The sequence below is a fragment of the Sphingomonas humi genome (genome assembly GCF_039536725.1).
Classification (GTDB): Bacteria; Pseudomonadota; Alphaproteobacteria; order Sphingomonadales; family Sphingomonadaceae; genus Sphingomicrobium; species Sphingomicrobium humi.
This window is the reverse complement of record NZ_BAAAZD010000001.1, coordinates 118,582-133,839: the sequence shown is the minus strand read 5'-3', so window position 1 is coordinate 133,839 and position 15,258 is coordinate 118,582. Positions and strand designations below refer to the sequence as shown.

The following is a 15,258-nucleotide window of genomic DNA, read 5'->3' as shown; positions in this document are numbered from 1 at the left end:
ATCCTGGCCTTGCGATGACCGCCGAAGCAGGCAAGCCGAGCGTGCGCGGCACCGGCGCCGACCTGTTCGACAAGTTCCAGCCGCTGATCGATCAGCGCGAGGCCTTGCTGTCGACCGGCGTCACCGACCCGTTCAACCTGGTAATGGAACGAGTCGAGAGCCCGACGGTCGCGATCTGCAACGGCAAGCGGACGATCCTGCTCGGCACCTACAATTACATGGGCCAGACCTTCGATCCGGACGTGCTCGCCGCCGGCCACAAGGCGCTTGACGCCTATGGCGCGGGAACGACCGGCAGCCGGGTGCTCAACGGCACCTATCAGGGCCACCGCGAGTGCGAGGAGGCGCTCAAGCGCTTCTACGGCATGGACCATGCGATGGTCTTCTCGACCGGTTACCAGGCCAACCTCGGGATCATCTCGACCATGGCGGGGAAGGACGATTACGTCATCCTCGACATCGACAGCCATGCCTCGATCTATGACGGCTGCGCGCTCGGCAATGCCCAGATCGTCGCCTTCCGCCACAATGACGTCGAAGCCCTGGAGAAGCGGCTGAAGCGGCTTCCCGCTGAAGCTGGCAAGCTGGTCGTGCTCGAAGGCGTCTATTCGATGCTTGGCGACACCGCACCGCTCAAGGAAATGATCGCCGTCTCCAAGGCGGCGGGCGCGATGGTGCTGGTCGACGAAGCGCATTCGATGGGGTTCATCGGTCCCAACGGTCGCGGCGTCGCGGAGGAGCAGGGTGTTCTGGACGAAGTGGACTTCGTCATCGGTACCTTCTCCAAGTCGGTCGGCACCGTCGGCGGCTTCTGCGTTTCGAACCATCCCAAGTTCGAGATCCTGCGCCTTGTCTGCCGCCCGTACGTCTTCACTGCCTCGCTCCCGCCGAGCGTGGTGGCGACCGCCGCCACCTCGATCGACCTGCTGCGCGGCGCCAAGGAAAAGCGCGAGCATCTGTGGGCGAACAGCCGCCGCCTGCATGGCGGGCTCAAGAGCCTCGGCTTCACCCTCGGCACCGACACGCCTCAATCGGCGATCATCGCGGTCATCATGCCCGACCTCGAGCGTGGAGCGGCGATGTGGGAAGCGCTGCTGCAGGAGGGGCTTTACGTGAACCTAGCCCGCCCGCCCGCGACTCCGGCCGGCATGACCCTGCTGCGCTGCTCGCTCTGCGCCCTCCACAGCGAGGAACAGGTCGGCGAGATCCTCGGCATGTTCGAAGCCGCCGGCAAGCGCGTCGGGGTTATCTGACCGTCAGCACCCGCCAGTCGCCCGGGAGATAATCGACGCTCTGATAATAGCTGAACGCGCATTTTTCGTCTGCATTGTAGGCGCCGCCCTTCAGCGTGCCGTACGCGATCGAGCCGAGGAAGATCGGCGCACCGCTGTCGCCGCGGCGGCATTCGGGCCCGCGCATCGTCACCCAGCTTGAGGTGCATAAGCCTCCGCACAGGTCGGCGGGCGGGGCGAAGTCGGTCAGCTCGACTTCGGAACAGGCATAGCCCGAGCTTTCCCCGCGCAGGCACAACCAGTCGCCGGGCCGGGTCATCGGCCGGGTCGCCCAGCTGGTGATCGGGCGAACAGTCGTTTTGGCGGTGTCGGAATAGATCAATGCCTCGGCCGGCCCGACCCCACCGTGGATCTGGATATCGTTCTGCGCTGCGCCCCACGCGCCGAGCATCGGCAGGAGCCGCTCTTCGCCATCGGGTGCGCGCCAGGTCAGGGTGTCGGGGCAATGGGCGGCAGTGGTGATGCCAAGTTCGTTCCTGGCGTTGCGGACGACGAAGCCGGTGGTGCAGCGAAAGCGGCGTCCATCGGCGTTCGGCCCTTCGACCCGTCCGCCGCCGATTGCTGCGCTGTCCTGAAGCTGCGCATCAAGCCGTCGGACCCGCACCGGCAGGCCGATCCGTTCCTGAAGCAGGCGCTCGACGTCGGCCACCGGACGACTGTCCGCGGACGGGCGCTGCATCACGACGAGCCCGCCCGTTGCCGGGTTCACGCCCGCACCGCGATAGCCGGGGATGAGCTCTGGCAGCAGGAAGCGATATTGGTCGAGCAGGCGCACCGCCTGTTCGCGGGTGCCCGCCGCATCCACCGCAAACCGCACGGGGACCGCCAGTCCGTTCACGCTTTCGATGCTGTCGGCTGGCCGCTCGCCCGGGGTGAGTCGCACTAGCAGGTGCCAGTCGGGCCGGTGCACCACGCTGATCGAGGCGAGGCGCTCGCGGTAGCGCACCCGCAGTGCATCGCTGATCCTGGTACTTGCACGCTGCTGGTCGAGCCGCAGCTGCGCCTCTTCCGCGGAAACGCCGAACATGCTCGCATAGCGCTCCGCGTCCGCCGCCAGCGCCTGCTCGGGCGACAGGCGAACCGGGTCCGCGGCTAGGGCAGGGACAGGAGCCGCGGCGAACAGCACTGCGAGCAGGACAAGGCGAACTGTCATGGTCAGCCTTCTGTGCCCGCTTTCATGAACGAGCGGTTGTGCGCTGCGGTGTCGGGTCGTAGACTGTTTCATCATGAGGGCGAGGACCGACGAAAGCGAATTCGCCGGACGGCGCTTCGGGGCTGCGGCCGGGGCGACGGTTGCGGCGCTCATCCTGCTCGGCATGGTGCTTCTCGTCGCAATGAGCAACCGCGCGCGTGATGCCGCGCTCGAACGCGAGCGGCATGCCTATGACGTGACATTGCTCGTGCGCACCCTCGACGCGACGCTGGCGCGCTCGGAAGGGGCGCTCGGCCGCTTCGTGCTCGACGAACAGGTCAATGTCTCGGGCAGCATCTACGCCAACGAATGGCGGCTTGCCGGAACCCAGCTTCGCCAGCTCGAACGGCTGGTCCGGCATGATCCGGCGCAGGCGGCGCGGGTGGCCGAGGCGCGCGGCTACTACACGCAGCACGGCAACAATCTTGCCCGCGTGGCGCAGGCCGCGGCGAGCGCGAAGGGCGAGGGAGGGCTCGGACTTTTCTATACCTACACCCGCGAAGAGCAGAACGGATCGCGGACCCTTGGCTCGCAGTTGCGCAGCAAATTGTCGGAGATTGCCGCCGCCGAACGGGCGGTGCTGCGCAATTCGATGGAGCAGACCGAATTTTTCTCGGCGCAGGCCGACCGACTCACCGATTACCTGTCGTGGCTCGGCGTGATCGTCGGGCTTGCCGCGATCGGCCTCGGAATCCTCGCCCTGCAGGCGGTGCGCCAGAACTTCATCGCCCGGCGCGAGGCAGAGACGCTCGAGCATGCGGTCGCGATGCGGACGCAGGAATTGTCCGCCGCCAATGAAGCGCTCCGGGCCGAGGCCGAGGAGCGCGAACTGGCCGAGGCCCAGTTGCGCCAGATCCAGAAAATGGAGGCGGTTGGTCAACTCACCGGCGGTATCGCGCACGATTTCAACAACATGCTTGCAGTGGTGGTCGGGGGCATCGACCTTGCCCGGCGCCGGATCGGCGGGCCCAAGCGCGAGATCATGCAGCATCTCAACAATGCGATGGACGGCGCCACCCGCGCCGCCGCGCTGACCCGCCGCCTGCTGAGCTTCGCGCGGGCCGAGCCGCTGCTTCCCGAACGCGTCGTCGCGACCGACCTGGTGAACGGCCTTACCGATCTCCTCGACCGCACCCTTGGCGAGCGGATCACGGTGCGAGTGCAGGGCAATAGCGAGTGGCCGATCTTCGTCGATCCGCACCAGCTCGAAAACGCTCTCCTCAACCTTGCGGTCAATGGTCGTGACGCGATGGAAGGCGAGGGCGTCATCACCATCGCGACCAGCGACGTCATCCTCGGCGAAGGCGAGATCGCAGGCCTGCCTGCGGGCGACTATGTGCGCCTGGCGGTGGCCGACACCGGCTCGGGCATGAGCGAAGAGGTCCAACGCCGCGCCTTCGAACCTTTCTTCACCACCAAGGAAGTAGGCAAGGGCACCGGGCTGGGGCTCAGCCAGATATTCGGCTTCGCGCGCCAGTCGGGGGGTGAGGTGGCGATCGATTCTGCGGTGGGTGTTGGCACAGTGGTCAGCATGTTCCTGCCCCGCACCACGGTTGAAGCGCCGGAAGTCCAGTTCCATTCGATCGTCAGCCACGGCGCGAGCGAGCCGCGCCGGGAACCAGAAGGCGCGCGCATCCTGCTGGTCGAAGACGATCCGCGCGTTCGCAGCGCCACCGTCGGCGCGCTCGAGGACCTCGACTATCAGCCGGTCGCCTGCGCCAACGCCGAGGAAGCGCTGGCCGCGTTCGAAACCGGCCGCTTCGACCTTGTCATCAGCGACGTGATCATGCCCGGAATGACCGGGCCCGAACTGATCCGTAACCTCAAGCACCGCTATCCCGAGCTCGGGGTGCTGTTCGTCACCGGCTATGTCGGTGAGGGCGAAGGCGAGGACCTCAAGGGCTACGAAATGCTCCGCAAGCCCTTCACCGTCGGCGCCCTGCAGGACGCGGTGGCGGCGGCGCTGGGACGGGCGGAAGCCCCGGTCAGGGCCGCCTGATCAAACGGCTACTCAGCCGCCGAGGCGAGCGATCAGCGCCTGCGCCGCGGCGGGATTGCGGACCTTGGCGCCGGACGTGAAGAAGACGAAGACGTCGCGCTTGCCCGCCGCCCAGGTCCTGACCTGCGCCGCCCAGCCGTCCAGCGCCGCATCATCATAGCCAGCCGGTATCGCATCCGCGCTCCGCTGGAGCCGCGCGTAGGTGAAGTCGGCCGTCTGCTCCTCGAAGCGAGGGAATTCATCATGGTCCGCGAACACCACCGCCATGTTGCGTGCGCGGGCGAGCGCGAAGAAGGCGGGGTCGGCAAAGCTTGGGTGCCTGACCTCGAGGGCGTGGCGCAATGGCACACCATCCTGCGTGTCGGGGATCAGGTCGAGGAAGCGGGAGAAATCGTCACGCTCGAATGGCTTGGTGGCGGCGAACTGCCAGTTGATCGGACCGAGCTTGGCACCCAGCTCGGTAAAGCCCTGGCCAAGGAAGACCTCGATCGATCCCGCGCTGTCGGCCAACACCTTGCGCGCTGTCGAAAAGCGCGAGGCCTTGAGGCTGAACTGGAAACCGGCGGGGGCGGCATCGCCCCATTTGCGCCAGCTGGCCGGCTTCTGCCGGCTGTAGAAAGTAGCGTTGATCTCGATCCCGGTCAGGTGCCGCGCGGCATATTCGAGCTCACGCCTGTGCGCGAGGCCATCGGGATAGAAAGTCCCGCGCCACGGCTCGTAGGTCCAGCCCCCGACGCCGATCCGGATGGTCACGCCTTCATGAGTGCCGGGAAGAAGCCTTCATGCGCAGTGCGAAGGTCGGCAAGGCTGACGCGCTGCTCGCCGCCACGGTTGACCAGATCGAAGACGATCGCGTCGCCGCCGGTAACGCCTACTGGAACGCTGAAGAGCTCAGCTTGGGCGGCGAATTCGCGGACGCGATCGGGCTGGGAAGTGGCGACGACGAGCCGGCCCTGGTCCTCGCCGAAGAGCATGGCGGCGGGATTGGGCAGTTCCGGCACGATCGTCATGGTGAAGCCGGTCCCGCCTGTCAGCGCCATCTCGGCCATGGTCACTGCGGCGCCGCCATCGGCGCAGTCGTGAACCGCGCTGACGAGACCCTGCGCGATCAGATCGCGAACCAGCTCGCCCAGACGCCGCTCGACGGCGAGGTCGACGGGTGGCGGCGGGCCTTCACGGCGGCCGTGACAGACCTCGAGCCATAGCGACTGACCAACGTGCCCCTTGGTATGGCCAAGAAGAAGCAGGGTCTCGCCCTCGGCGGCCAGAGCGATGGGCGCGCTCTTCGACCAGTCCGCCATCAGCCCGACCGCGCCGATCGCGGGCGTGGGAAGGATCGCGCTTCCACCGCCGGTCGCCTTGCTTTCGTTGTAGAGGCTGACGTTGCCGCTCACGATCGGGAAATCGAGCGCGCGGCACGCTTCGCTCATGCCTTCAAGGCAGCCGGTGATCTGGGCCATGATCTCGGGCCGCTGCGGATTGGCGAAATTCAGGCAGTTGGTGACCGCCAATGGGGTCGCGCCGACCGCTGAAAGGTTGCGATAGGCCTCGGCGATTGCCTGCTTGCCGCCCTCGAACGGGTCGGCATAGCAATAGCGCGGGGTGCAATCGGTGGTGATGGCAAGCGCCTTGTCGGTGCCGTGGACCCGGACCACCGCCGCGTCGCCGCCCGACTTCTGCACCGTGTCGCCGCCGACCTGGCTGTCATACTGCTCCCAGATCCAGCGCCGCGAAGCGAGGTGGGGCGAGGCCATGAGCTTCACCAGGTCGCCCGCGATGTCGGTCGACTGAGGAATGTCGCCCAGCGGCGTCACCTGCGCCCACGCCTTGTATTCCCCGCGGCTCATCGCCGAGCGGTCGTAGAGCGGGGCTTCGTCGGCCAGCGGCCCGAGCGGGATGTCGGCGACGGTTTCACCCTTCCAGACCAGCTCCATCCGGCCGGTATCGGTGACGGTCCCGATCACCGCGAAATCGAGCTCCCACTTGTGGAAGACGGCCTCTGCCTCAGCCTCGCGGCCGGGCTTCAGGACCATCAGCATGCGCTCCTGACTTTCGGAGAGCATCATCTCATAGGGCGTCATGCCGGTTTCGCGGCAGGGGACCGCGTCCATGTCGAGGCGGATGCCGACGCCTCCCTTCGAAGCCATCTCGACGCTGGAGGAAGTAAGGCCCGCCGCGCCCATGTCCTGGATGGCGACGATGGCGTCGGACGCCATCAGTTCGAGGCAGGCCTCTATCAGCAGCTTTTCGGTGAAGGGGTCGCCGACCTGGACGGTCGGGCGCTTCTCCTCGCTGTCCTCGCCGAAGTCGGCCGACGCCATGGTCGCGCCGTGGATTCCGTCGCGCCCGGTCTTGGAGCCGACATAGACCACCGGATTGCCGATGCCGGCGGCGGCCGAATAGAAGATCTTGTCGGTCTTCGCGACGCCCACCGTCATCGCGTTGACCAGGATGTTGCCGTTGTACGCGGGGTCGAAGTTGGTCTCCCCGCCGACGGTCGGAACGCCGACGCAATTGCCGTAGCCGCCGATCCCGGCGACCACGCCGGCGATCAGGTGGCGCATCTTGGGGTGGCTGGGATCGCCGAAGCGGAGCGCGTTGAGGTTTGCGACCGGCCGCGCACCCATGGTGAAGACGTCGCGCAGGATCCCGCCGACCCCGGTGGCCGCGCCCTGATAGGGCTCGATGTAGGAGGGATGGTTGTGGCTCTCCATCTTGAAAATCGCCGCGTCGCCATCGCCGATGTCGATCACCCCGGCATTCTCGCCCGGTCCGCAGATCACCCACGGCGCAGTGGTCGGCAGCTTCTTCAGGTGGATACGCGAGGATTTGTAGGAGCAATGCTCCGACCACATGACCGAGAAGATGCCGAGTTCGGTCAGGTTCGGTTCGCGTCCAAGCGCATGGAGGATGCGCTCATATTCGTCCGGGGAAAGGCCGTGGTCGGCGACGACTTGGCGGGAGATCGCGGTCATGCGCGCCCCTTAGCGGGCAGCGCCGGTTTGGCCAATGCGGGAGGAAGGCGAGTCGTCGCTGCGGATCATAACCGCGTCGAACGAAGCGATTCCAATAGCGGCCTTTCGAAACAAACCAATCCGGTAAAAGAGGGCAGCAAAAACTCCGAAATTCAGAATCGGTTCCGTGCCTCGTAAAAAATTAAATCTCCTGTTTCTGGAAGCCTCGGAAACGGCCGAAAACGTCCCATTTCAGAACATAATATTAATGTTCTTTGTTAGACAGCAGGAAGTTAATCAGTTATTTACGTTCCGACTCGACAACAAAGGGGTAGTCAATGAACACGAGCATGAAGCTCATGCTGGCAGGCGCTGCCCTGCTTGCGACGACGCCGGCATATGCCGCGACGCCAATCACCGGTCAGATTAGCATCAGCGGTCTCGCCACTCCCATCGGCTCGAGCGCCTGGAACACGGCCACCGGCGTTGACTATCAGGGTCAGCTGTTTTTCGTCGGCGCGGGCACCGGTAGCTTCACCGGCGTTACCTGCAGCGGCTCTTGCGGCACGCTGACCGACATTCCGAATCTTTCGACCTTCAGCCCGATCGCCAACTTCATGTCGCTGACTGTCAACGGCATCCAGTTCGATCTCAACAACATCACCAGCGTGTCCCGTCCGGGAAGCTTCCTCAACTTCGAGGGCACCGGCGTGATCCGGATGACCGGCTTTGATGCGACCCCCGGCACGTTCTCCTTCTCGGCGCAGGGCAACCAGCTGCAGACCTTCTCGGCCGCCGCCGGCGCGGTTCCCGAGCCGGGCACCTGGGCCCTGATGCTGGTTGGCTTCGGCGCGATCGGTTTCTCGATGCGTCGCCGTCGTGCCACCGCGCGGTTCCTGCCGCAGGCCGCCTAAATCTTTTCAACCTGATCCAAGGGGGTCCGGCAGCAATGCCGGGCCCTTTTTTCGTATCTGGCGCCTTTGCCCCTTAACAAAGCGGTTGGACGCGGGGCAGAAATCCGCGTGTTTCCGGGACGGCGATCGATCGATTACTGGGGAATTAACCAACAATTAGGTCCTTCCGGGTCAACAGTTGGACCATGTTCGAGCAATCTCCCTCCACCTGGCGTGTCGCCCGGGCCTATGACGGGCCAGACGCGCTGGCGGCAAAGCGGGAATTGCTCGGGGCAGGGACGATCCTGCTGTGCCTCGCCTGCTACTGGCTCATTCTCTTCAAGCTCAGCGGTGTCGGCCTTTCGGGCTATCTGCTCGCGTCCTCGCCTTTCGTGCGCTCGGCTGCAGTGGTGGCAGCCGTAGCCGCGGCCGCCATGGCGCTTGCCGCGCGTTTTCACCCGCCACTTCGGCATAACTGGAAAACCAAGGCGGTCTGGCTGCTCACCGCAACCTTGGTCGTGGGCCAGACCTTCGCAAGTTACGCGATGTTCAAGCAAGTCTTGCTGCCGCAGCGGGGATTCCTGTGGGACCAGACCTTTGCCCACATCGGTCGGACCTTGTTTGGCGGAACCTCGCCGTGGGTCATTACCCACGCCGTGTTCGGATCGGTGGGCGGGAGCAGGTTCCTGAACGCCCTCTACAGCGCATGGCTGGCGATCATCTTCATTTATCCGCTCTTCGCCGGCGCCTGCGTAAATGACCGTCGCCTGCGGTTTCAGATGATCGCCAGCTGGCTCGGCGCCTGGATTTTCATCGGGACGATCGCAGCCTGGTATTTCGCGTCCGCGGGACCGGTTTTCTACAATGCCCTGATCGGTCCCGACCCGGACTATCACTCGCTCCAGATGCGCTTATCCGCGATCGAGGCCCATGCCGCCAGCGAGGGCAATCCGATCCAGACGCTGCAATTCCAGCCAATGCTGCTGGAGCTTTATCACCGCCGCGTGTTCGATTCGGTGGGAGGCATTTCGGCCATGCCGTCGATGCACGTTGCGCTGGCAACGCTGCTCGCCCTGACGGGATTCGCCAAGGGGCGGCTGCTCGGCTTCGTTCTCAGCGGCTATGCCTTTCTGATCTGGGTGGGTTCGGTTCACTTCGGATGGCATTATTTTGTCGATGGCCCGGTTGCCGCCGTGCTGATGGCCGTCGTCTGGAAAGCGACAGGTCTCGCCTATCGAGGACTTGAAGAGTTCAGGCTGCCGGCGCTCCGTCTCGGCCAGGCTTGGGACATGGGAAGGGACCCCTGCACGCCGGACGTCCACTCTTGACCAGCGCAAACAAAAACCCCGGCCGGTAAGGGCCGGGGTCCGATGAGAGGTGAGGGGGTGTCGAGGCGTCAGCCCTTGCAGCTCTTACCCTGATACTTGATGGTCGCCGACTTGGCATCGCCGATCGCCTTGGCGGCATCGACATCGATCTCGGTGCCGGGGATTTCGTCCCGAGTTTTCTTGATGCGGGCCTTCCCGTTGCTCAGCCAGTCGATGTAGACAACGCTGTTGTCGCCCGAGCAGCGGTAGCTCTTGCTTTCGAGGATGGCGGCGGGAAGCTCGACTGGAGCCGCATTGGCAAGCTCGTTGGCCATCGGATCGACCGGGCCCTGCTGGACGATCGTGTGATCGTTGTTGTTGCAGGCGGTCAGGGTCAGGGCGGCGCCGAGCGCCAGCAGGGTGAGGCGAGTGGTCATGATTCGCCTTTCGCGGGTGCAGCATGAACGGTCAATGGCCTAGACTTGCTTTCACCGACGATGGGCATAATTTGGCCGCATGGGGGTAGGAGGAACCGCAATTCAGCGCATCCGCTATGGCCTGACCGGCCTGGCCTTCGTCTTCATCATGGTGCTGATCGGCACGGCGATCGATCGCAGCGCCGAACCGCCGGCCAACAATGCCGCCGCCGCCAATGTGGTCGAGGCACCGAGCGACCCGCTGGGCGAGCTCGGCGTTGCACCCGGCCCCGGCACCGAAAATGAGGCGGGCACTGCGCCCCGGCGCTGATGCGCTCGGGCCTGCTCCTGTTGCTCGGTGCGATGCTCTGCGCGTGCAAGGCAGATGGCGCTGCGCAAGGCGGTGGTCCCAAACCCGAACTGGCGCTTCTGACCAGCCTGCCGATCGTGTTCGGGGAACGCTTCGGCCTCGACCAGCAGGCGCAACCACTGCTCGCCGAGCTCGAGGCCGATTACAAGGTGACGGCGGTCGACGGGCCCGAGCAATTGCGGCCGGGCGGGCTGTTGCTCGCCGTGCAGCCTCAGGCCCTGACCGCGGAACGACTGGTCGCCCTCGATAAATGGGTAAGGGACGGGGGTCGGATCGTACTTCTCGCCGATCCGCTCCTGCGCTTCGACAGCGGGCGCCCGCTCGGCGACAAGTTCCGGCCGCCCCTGCGCTATCCGGATACGGGCCTCCTCGCCCACTGGGGCGTCACCCTGGACGAGGGCGCGGATTCGCGCGCGGAAGGATCGGCGACCGATCTTGGCCGCGGCATCAGGCTGGCTTCCGCCGATATCGGGTCGTTTACGCGGGCGGGGGGCACGTGCACCCTGGCGCCGACGCGGGCCGTCGCCCGCTGCCGCATCGGAAATGGCTATGCGACGCTGGTCGCCGACGCCGACCTGGCGATGAGCGAGGATCCCGCAGACCGAAAGGCCGTGCTCGCGCTGCTCGGCGAGCTGCGGCGCTAAACTTCGGGCGACCGAACGCCGGGCTGACTCATGGGTGGGGTGGGCGGCCATGGGCGGACGTGGGATTCGCTGGCATTTTCGTGTTCACAGACTTATCCACAGCATCACACACGAGAACGGGGAGGGAACGTCGGCGCGGAAGTGGTGCAGCAAAGTCGCAGAAATCAGCCATAATCCATTTTCTCCCACGGTTTCCCATCAAATCCCATTGAGTCCCATGGTCACCCGCGTTACACACAGAGTATAGCGCGGGGCTGATCCCATTTCTGTTGGGCCGGCCGCCGGTCGCGGTCACCCCGCGTTCCGGCGAACGGGAGGAATCTGTCCACCGCGCGAGGGGAGTTTTGCGCGGTGGCATTGGAGCACCTGTTCCAGGGCAGTGCCTTGAACGGAGTGGACGCGAAGGGTCGCGTTTCCGTGCCCGCCTTCCTGCGCTCCGTGATCGAGCGTCGCGGCGATGCCCGCACCATCGTCCTTGCCAAGCATGAGACCTTTGCCTGCCTCAGCGCCTACGACCCCGCCTACGCCGCGCTGAAGCACAGCAAGATCGAGCGCCTGCTCGAAAAGAGCGAGCAGGAAGAGGGCGCCCAGCTCGCCTACCAGCAGCGCAACCTACTCGCCTTTGCGGTCAGCGAGGAAGTGCCCTACGACAGCACCGGCCGCATCCTGCTTCCCGCGATGATGCGCCGGAAGGGTGGCATCTCCGACCTCGTCCTGTTCCTGGGCGTGGGCGAGACCTTTCAGATCTGGAATCCCGAAACGCTCCTCGGCGATGATCGCATCCCCGAGGACCTCAAGGACGTCTGCCGGTACCGGCTCGAGGAACGGGGGCTCGCATGAGCGGGAATCCCCCCTCCGTTTCTCTTGGTGACCTGAAGCCCAAGACAGGCCACCTCCCGGTGCTGGTCGACGAAGTCGTCGACGCTCTCAAGATTTCCCAAGATGAGATCCACGTCGACGGCACGTTCGGAGCTGGCGGTTATACCCGCGCGATGCTCCGGGCGGGGGCGGGACGAGTGGTCGCCTTTGACCAAGACCCTGATGCGATAGCCAACGGGCCATCACTCGTCCCGGATTCCCGCCTGACCCTTATCCACGAGCGTTTCTCGCGCATGGCCGAGGCACTCGACGAGCGCGGCCTGTTGCCGGTCGACGGCATCACCCTCGATATTGGAGTGAGCTCGATGCAGCTCGACCAGGCCGAGCGCGGCTTTTCTTTCCGCGAGGACGGCCCGCTCGACATGCGGATGAGCCAGGACGGCAAAAGTGCCGCCGACTTCCTCAACACCGCCGACGAGGCCGAGATCGCGCGCGTCATTCGCACCTACGGCGACGAGCCCAAGGCGCGCGGCCTTGCCCGAGCCATTGTCGCCGCGCGCCCCCTGACCCGCACCAGCGAGCTGTCGGCGATCTGCCGCAAGGTGCTTGGCTGGCACGCGGGGATGAAGACCGACCCGGCTACCCGCACGTTCCAGGCGATCCGCATTCACGTGAATGCCGAACTGGCCGAGCTCGAGGCCGGTCTCGAGGCCGCCGAGCGCGCCCTTCGGCCCGGTGGGCGGCTTGCGGTGGTCACCTTTCACAGCCTCGAGGATCGTATCGTGAAGCAGTTCCTCAAGGTCCGCAGCGGCACCGCGCCAGCGGGTTCGCGGCATCGCCCGATGGCGGCGCCCGGTCCGGCGCCGACCTTCAGCAACGTCGTAAAGCCGATCGCCCCGAGCGAGGCGGAATTGGCAATCAATCCCCGGGCCCGGTCGGCGCGTCTGCGCAGCGCGATCCGGACCGAAGCTCCCTGCACCCCCAGAAAGGCGGCATGACGATGCGTGGTTTTCGCGAAGTCGGCTGGGTCGCGGCGGTCGCCGGTACAGCGCTCGGCTGCTATATGGTGAGCCTCAAGGTCGCGTCCGAGCGCGCGGCTTTGGAAGAAGTGCAGAACCGGATCGTCCTGGCGCAGCGCGACATTCGCGTGCTGCAGACCGAGATCGGCACGCGCGGCCGCCTCGAACAGCTTGAAAGCTGGAACGTGAAGGTGCTGGCGCTGTCGGCTCCGCAGGCGCAGCAATTCCTCGAGGGCGAGTTCCAACTCGCCACGCTGGCCGCGCCGACCAGCAAGGTCGATCCTGCTGCGCCGGTGGTGCTGGCCTCGGCGCCCGCGCCCGCTTCGCAGCGCCCGGCGGTCACCAGCGACGACGCGGATAACCCTGCAGAGTCCAAGGGTGGGTCGACTGCGAAGGACCTGATGCACATCGCGAGCTACAAGCGTGACGTGCCCGCGCAGCAACCTGAAAAAATTGTGGATAAGCCAAAGGTTGCGACGCCTAAGCCGGTGAAGGCGCTCGCCGCTCCTGCTACGGCGCCGGTCAAGGTCACGGCGAAGACCATCGTCCCGGCCATTGCAAAGGCGGAGCCCAAGGCCAAGGCCAAGGCGCCGCCCGAGACGACCCAAGCCTCCAAGGATTCCAAAGCCCGGCAATGAACGCTCCGACCCCCGCTCTCGTCGCCCGGCCCGAGCGGCTCCGACTGGTCGGACAACGCCGTCAATTGCTGGCCATCATGCACCAGCGGCTGATGGTCGGGATGCTGATCTTCGGCGCGGTGATCATCGCGATCGTTCTCCGCCTGACCTACCTCGGCTTGTTCGGCGATCATGCCGGGCGTCAGCTGACCGCGTCCTCCTCGATTCCTGAACGCGGCGATATCGTCGATCGCGACGGCCAGCCGCTTGCCCGTACGATCGACAGCTGGACCGTCGCGCTGCAGCCTTCGAAGATCATCGGCGACAAGCGCGCCCTAAGCGCCGAGCTGGCGCGGCTGATGCCGGAAAAGGATGCGGCCGGGTGGATGGCCGAAATCAATTCGGGCAAGAGCTTCATCTATCTTCGGCGCCGCGCCGCGCCGCGCCTGGTGCAGGCGCTGAATGCGCTTGGCGAGCCCGGCATCGCACTCAGCCGCGAGCCCGACCGGCTTTACCCGCAGACCGACCTTGCCGCGCACGTTCTTGGCTCGACGGACATCGACGGCCATGGCGCGTCGGGGATGGAACGGGCGATGGACGGCTATCTCAGCGATCCCGCCAAGCGCGGCGAGCCGCTGACGCTGTCGATCAGCAGCCGCGTCCAGCAGGCGCTCGAACATGAGCTGCTCCAGGCCAAGACGACCTTCAACGCGATCGGCGCCGCCGGCGTCCTGATCGACATCCACACCGGCGAGGTGCTGGCGATGACCTCGCTGCCGCAGCTCAATCCGAACATCGCCGGCAACATGAACCCCGAAGCCCGCTTCAATCGCGCGACGCTCGGCGTGTTCGAATTGGGATCGACCTTCAAGCCGTTCACCGTGGCGATGGCCCTCGAGACCGGCGACGTGAAGTCGATGGGGCAGATCTATCCCTGCTACGACAAGCTGTCGCTGCCGGGCGGGCGGGTCATCACCGACACCCACCCGTTCGGTCGTCCCTGCTCGGTCGCCGAAATCATGATGGAAAGCTCCAACATAGGCACCGCCCAGATCGCGGCGCAGGTGGGGGGAGAGCGCCAACGCGCGTTCCTCAAGGGCATGGGCTTCATGAACAAGGTCGAGGTCGAACTGCCCGAGCGCGGTCGCACGCTGACCATTCCGGTTTCCAACTGGAGCCAGGCGACCACCATGACCGTCGGGTTCGGCCATTCGATCGCGGTCACCCCGCTGCACCTCGCCATGGGCTATGCGACGCTCTTCAACGGTGGGATCTATCGCCCCGCGACTCTGCTCAAGGTCAACCGCGGACATCCGGTCGCCCCGGGCCGCCGGGTGTTCAGCGAAGAAACCAGCTACAAGATGCGCTCGCTGCTTCGCCTCGTGGTCACCAAGGGCACCGGCAAAAAAGCGGACGCGATCGGTTACCGCGTCGGCGGGAAGACCGGCACTGCCGAGAAGATCGTCGGCGGACGCTATTCGAAGACCGCCAACATCACCTCCTTCGCGGGCGTATTCCCGATGGACGAGCCGCGCTATGCGATGGTGGTGATGCTCGATGAACCCAAGGGGAGCGCCGACACGTACGGCTTCCGCACCGCTGGCTGGAACAGCGCGCCGACCTTCGGCAAGGTTGTGGCCCGGATCGCGCCGATGCTGGGCGTCCGCCCCGACATGAAGCGCGACGCGAACATGGGCGAAGTTCTGCCGTTCGTTCGCGAAGAGAAATAGCGAACC

At 65.6% G+C, this 15,258-nt stretch carries 13 protein-coding genes and 1 pseudogene; 10 read left to right on the top strand and 4 right to left on the bottom strand.

Going from position 1 to position 15,258, the window contains the following annotated elements; genetic code table 11:
- Window positions 1-14 precede the first annotated feature (14 nt).
- Window positions 15-1,253, top strand: coding sequence for a serine palmitoyltransferase (gene spt / locus ABD729_RS00530; RefSeq protein ID WP_344708203.1), 1,239 nt, complete (start codon window positions 15-17; stop codon window positions 1,251-1,253).
- On the opposite strand, the gene ABD729_RS00525 is transcribed toward spt, so the two are convergent.
- Window positions 1,246-2,445, bottom strand: a complete 1,200-nt coding sequence (locus ABD729_RS00525) for a chymotrypsin family serine protease (RefSeq protein ID WP_344708202.1) — start codon at window positions 2,443-2,445, stop codon at window positions 1,246-1,248. The two genes, spt and ABD729_RS00525, sit on opposite strands and share 8 nt — an antisense overlap.
- 73 nt (window positions 2,446-2,518) lie before the next feature.
- Here ABD729_RS00525 and ABD729_RS00520 point away from each other — a divergent pair, with 73 nt between their 5' ends.
- Entirely contained in the window at window positions 2,519-4,483 is a 1,965-nt protein-coding gene (locus ABD729_RS00520; protein WP_344708201.1) for a response regulator, read from the top strand.
- A gap of 12 nt (window positions 4,484-4,495) precedes the next feature.
- Here the strand turns inward: ABD729_RS00520 and ABD729_RS00515 are convergent, their stop codons facing one another.
- Together ABD729_RS00515 and purL are read right to left on the bottom strand one after the other, a co-directional pair.
- A complete protein-coding gene (locus ABD729_RS00515) occupies window positions 4,496-5,236 on the bottom strand; it encodes a DUF72 domain-containing protein (protein ID WP_344708199.1) in 741 nt (246 codons plus the stop codon).
- Window positions 5,233-7,458, bottom strand: coding sequence for a phosphoribosylformylglycinamidine synthase subunit PurL (gene purL, locus ABD729_RS00510; RefSeq protein ID WP_344708197.1), 2,226 nt, complete (start codon window positions 7,456-7,458; stop codon window positions 5,233-5,235). The genes ABD729_RS00515 and purL overlap by 4 nt, the downstream gene beginning before the upstream one ends.
- Window positions 7,459-8,240: 782 nt before the next feature.
- Between purL and ABD729_RS13840 the strand changes: the two are divergent.
- Together ABD729_RS13840 and ABD729_RS00500 are read left to right on the top strand one after the other, a co-directional pair.
- Window positions 8,241-8,351: pseudogene (locus tag ABD729_RS13840) on the top strand (PEPxxWA-CTERM sorting domain-containing protein); the annotation flags it as partial.
- Window positions 8,352-8,722: 371 nt separating this feature from the next.
- On the top strand, window positions 8,723-9,658 hold the full coding sequence (locus ABD729_RS00500) for a phosphatase PAP2 family protein (RefSeq protein ID WP_344708195.1): 936 nt from the start codon (window positions 8,723-8,725) through the stop codon (window positions 9,656-9,658).
- A gap of 68 nt (window positions 9,659-9,726) precedes the next feature.
- Here ABD729_RS00500 and ABD729_RS00495 read toward each other — a convergent pair whose 3' ends face one another.
- Window positions 9,727-10,074, bottom strand: a complete 348-nt coding sequence (locus ABD729_RS00495; protein ID WP_344708194.1) for a hypothetical protein — start codon at window positions 10,072-10,074, stop codon at window positions 9,727-9,729.
- Window positions 10,075-10,153: 79 nt separating this feature from the next.
- Between ABD729_RS00495 and ABD729_RS00490 the strand changes: the two genes are divergently transcribed.
- From ABD729_RS00490 to ABD729_RS00465, 6 genes are all read left to right on the top strand, one after another.
- Window positions 10,154-10,384 (top strand): hypothetical protein, encoded by a 231-nt coding sequence (locus ABD729_RS00490; RefSeq protein ID WP_344708193.1) that lies wholly within the window; start codon window positions 10,154-10,156, stop codon window positions 10,382-10,384.
- Window positions 10,384-11,067: a DUF4350 domain-containing protein gene (locus ABD729_RS00485; protein WP_344708192.1), complete on the top strand. Its 684-nt coding sequence runs from the start codon at window positions 10,384-10,386 to the stop codon at window positions 11,065-11,067. The genes ABD729_RS00490 and ABD729_RS00485 overlap by 1 nt, the downstream gene beginning before the upstream one ends.
- Before the next feature lie 417 nt (window positions 11,068-11,484).
- Entirely contained in the window at window positions 11,485-11,907 is a 423-nt protein-coding gene (locus ABD729_RS00480) for a division/cell wall cluster transcriptional repressor MraZ (RefSeq protein ID WP_344708191.1), read from the top strand.
- Window positions 11,904-12,884 (top strand): 16S rRNA (cytosine(1402)-N(4))-methyltransferase RsmH, encoded by a 981-nt coding sequence (rsmH, locus tag ABD729_RS00475; RefSeq protein WP_344708190.1) that lies wholly within the window; start codon window positions 11,904-11,906, stop codon window positions 12,882-12,884. Before ABD729_RS00480 ends, rsmH begins: the two co-directional genes overlap by 4 nt.
- Before the next feature lie 65 nt (window positions 12,885-12,949).
- Entirely contained in the window at window positions 12,950-13,543 is a 594-nt protein-coding gene (locus ABD729_RS00470) for a hypothetical protein (protein WP_344708189.1), read from the top strand.
- A complete protein-coding gene (locus tag ABD729_RS00465; protein WP_344708188.1) occupies window positions 13,540-15,252 on the top strand; it encodes a peptidoglycan D,D-transpeptidase FtsI family protein in 1,713 nt (570 codons plus the stop codon). The genes ABD729_RS00470 and ABD729_RS00465 overlap by 4 nt, the downstream gene beginning before the upstream one ends.
- Window positions 15,253-15,258 lie beyond the last annotated feature (6 nt).

Excerpts from the sequence above, each read along its gene's own strand:
- spt (WP_344708203.1), top strand. The coding sequence starts at position 15 with ATGACCGCCGAAGCAGGCAAGCCGAGCGTGCGCGGCACCGGCGCCGAC.
- ABD729_RS00525 (WP_344708202.1), bottom strand. The coding sequence starts at position 2,445 with ATGACAGTTCGCCTTGTCCTGCTCGCAGTGCTGTTCGCCGCGGCTCCT.
- ABD729_RS00520 (WP_344708201.1), top strand. The coding sequence starts at position 2,519 with ATGAGGGCGAGGACCGACGAAAGCGAATTCGCCGGACGGCGCTTCGGG.
- purL (WP_344708197.1), bottom strand. The coding sequence starts at position 7,458 with ATGACCGCGATCTCCCGCCAAGTCGTCGCCGACCACGGCCTTTCCCCG.
- ABD729_RS00495 (WP_344708194.1), bottom strand. The coding sequence starts at position 10,074 with ATGACCACTCGCCTCACCCTGCTGGCGCTCGGCGCCGCCCTGACCCTG.
- ABD729_RS00490 (WP_344708193.1), top strand. The coding sequence starts at position 10,154 with ATGGGGGTAGGAGGAACCGCAATTCAGCGCATCCGCTATGGCCTGACC.
- ABD729_RS00485 (WP_344708192.1), top strand. The coding sequence starts at position 10,384 with ATGCGCTCGGGCCTGCTCCTGTTGCTCGGTGCGATGCTCTGCGCGTGC.
- rsmH (WP_344708190.1), top strand. The coding sequence starts at position 11,904 with ATGAGCGGGAATCCCCCCTCCGTTTCTCTTGGTGACCTGAAGCCCAAG.
- ABD729_RS00470 (WP_344708189.1), top strand. The coding sequence starts at position 12,950 with ATGGTGAGCCTCAAGGTCGCGTCCGAGCGCGCGGCTTTGGAAGAAGTG.
- ABD729_RS00465 (WP_344708188.1), top strand. The coding sequence starts at position 13,540 with ATGAACGCTCCGACCCCCGCTCTCGTCGCCCGGCCCGAGCGGCTCCGA.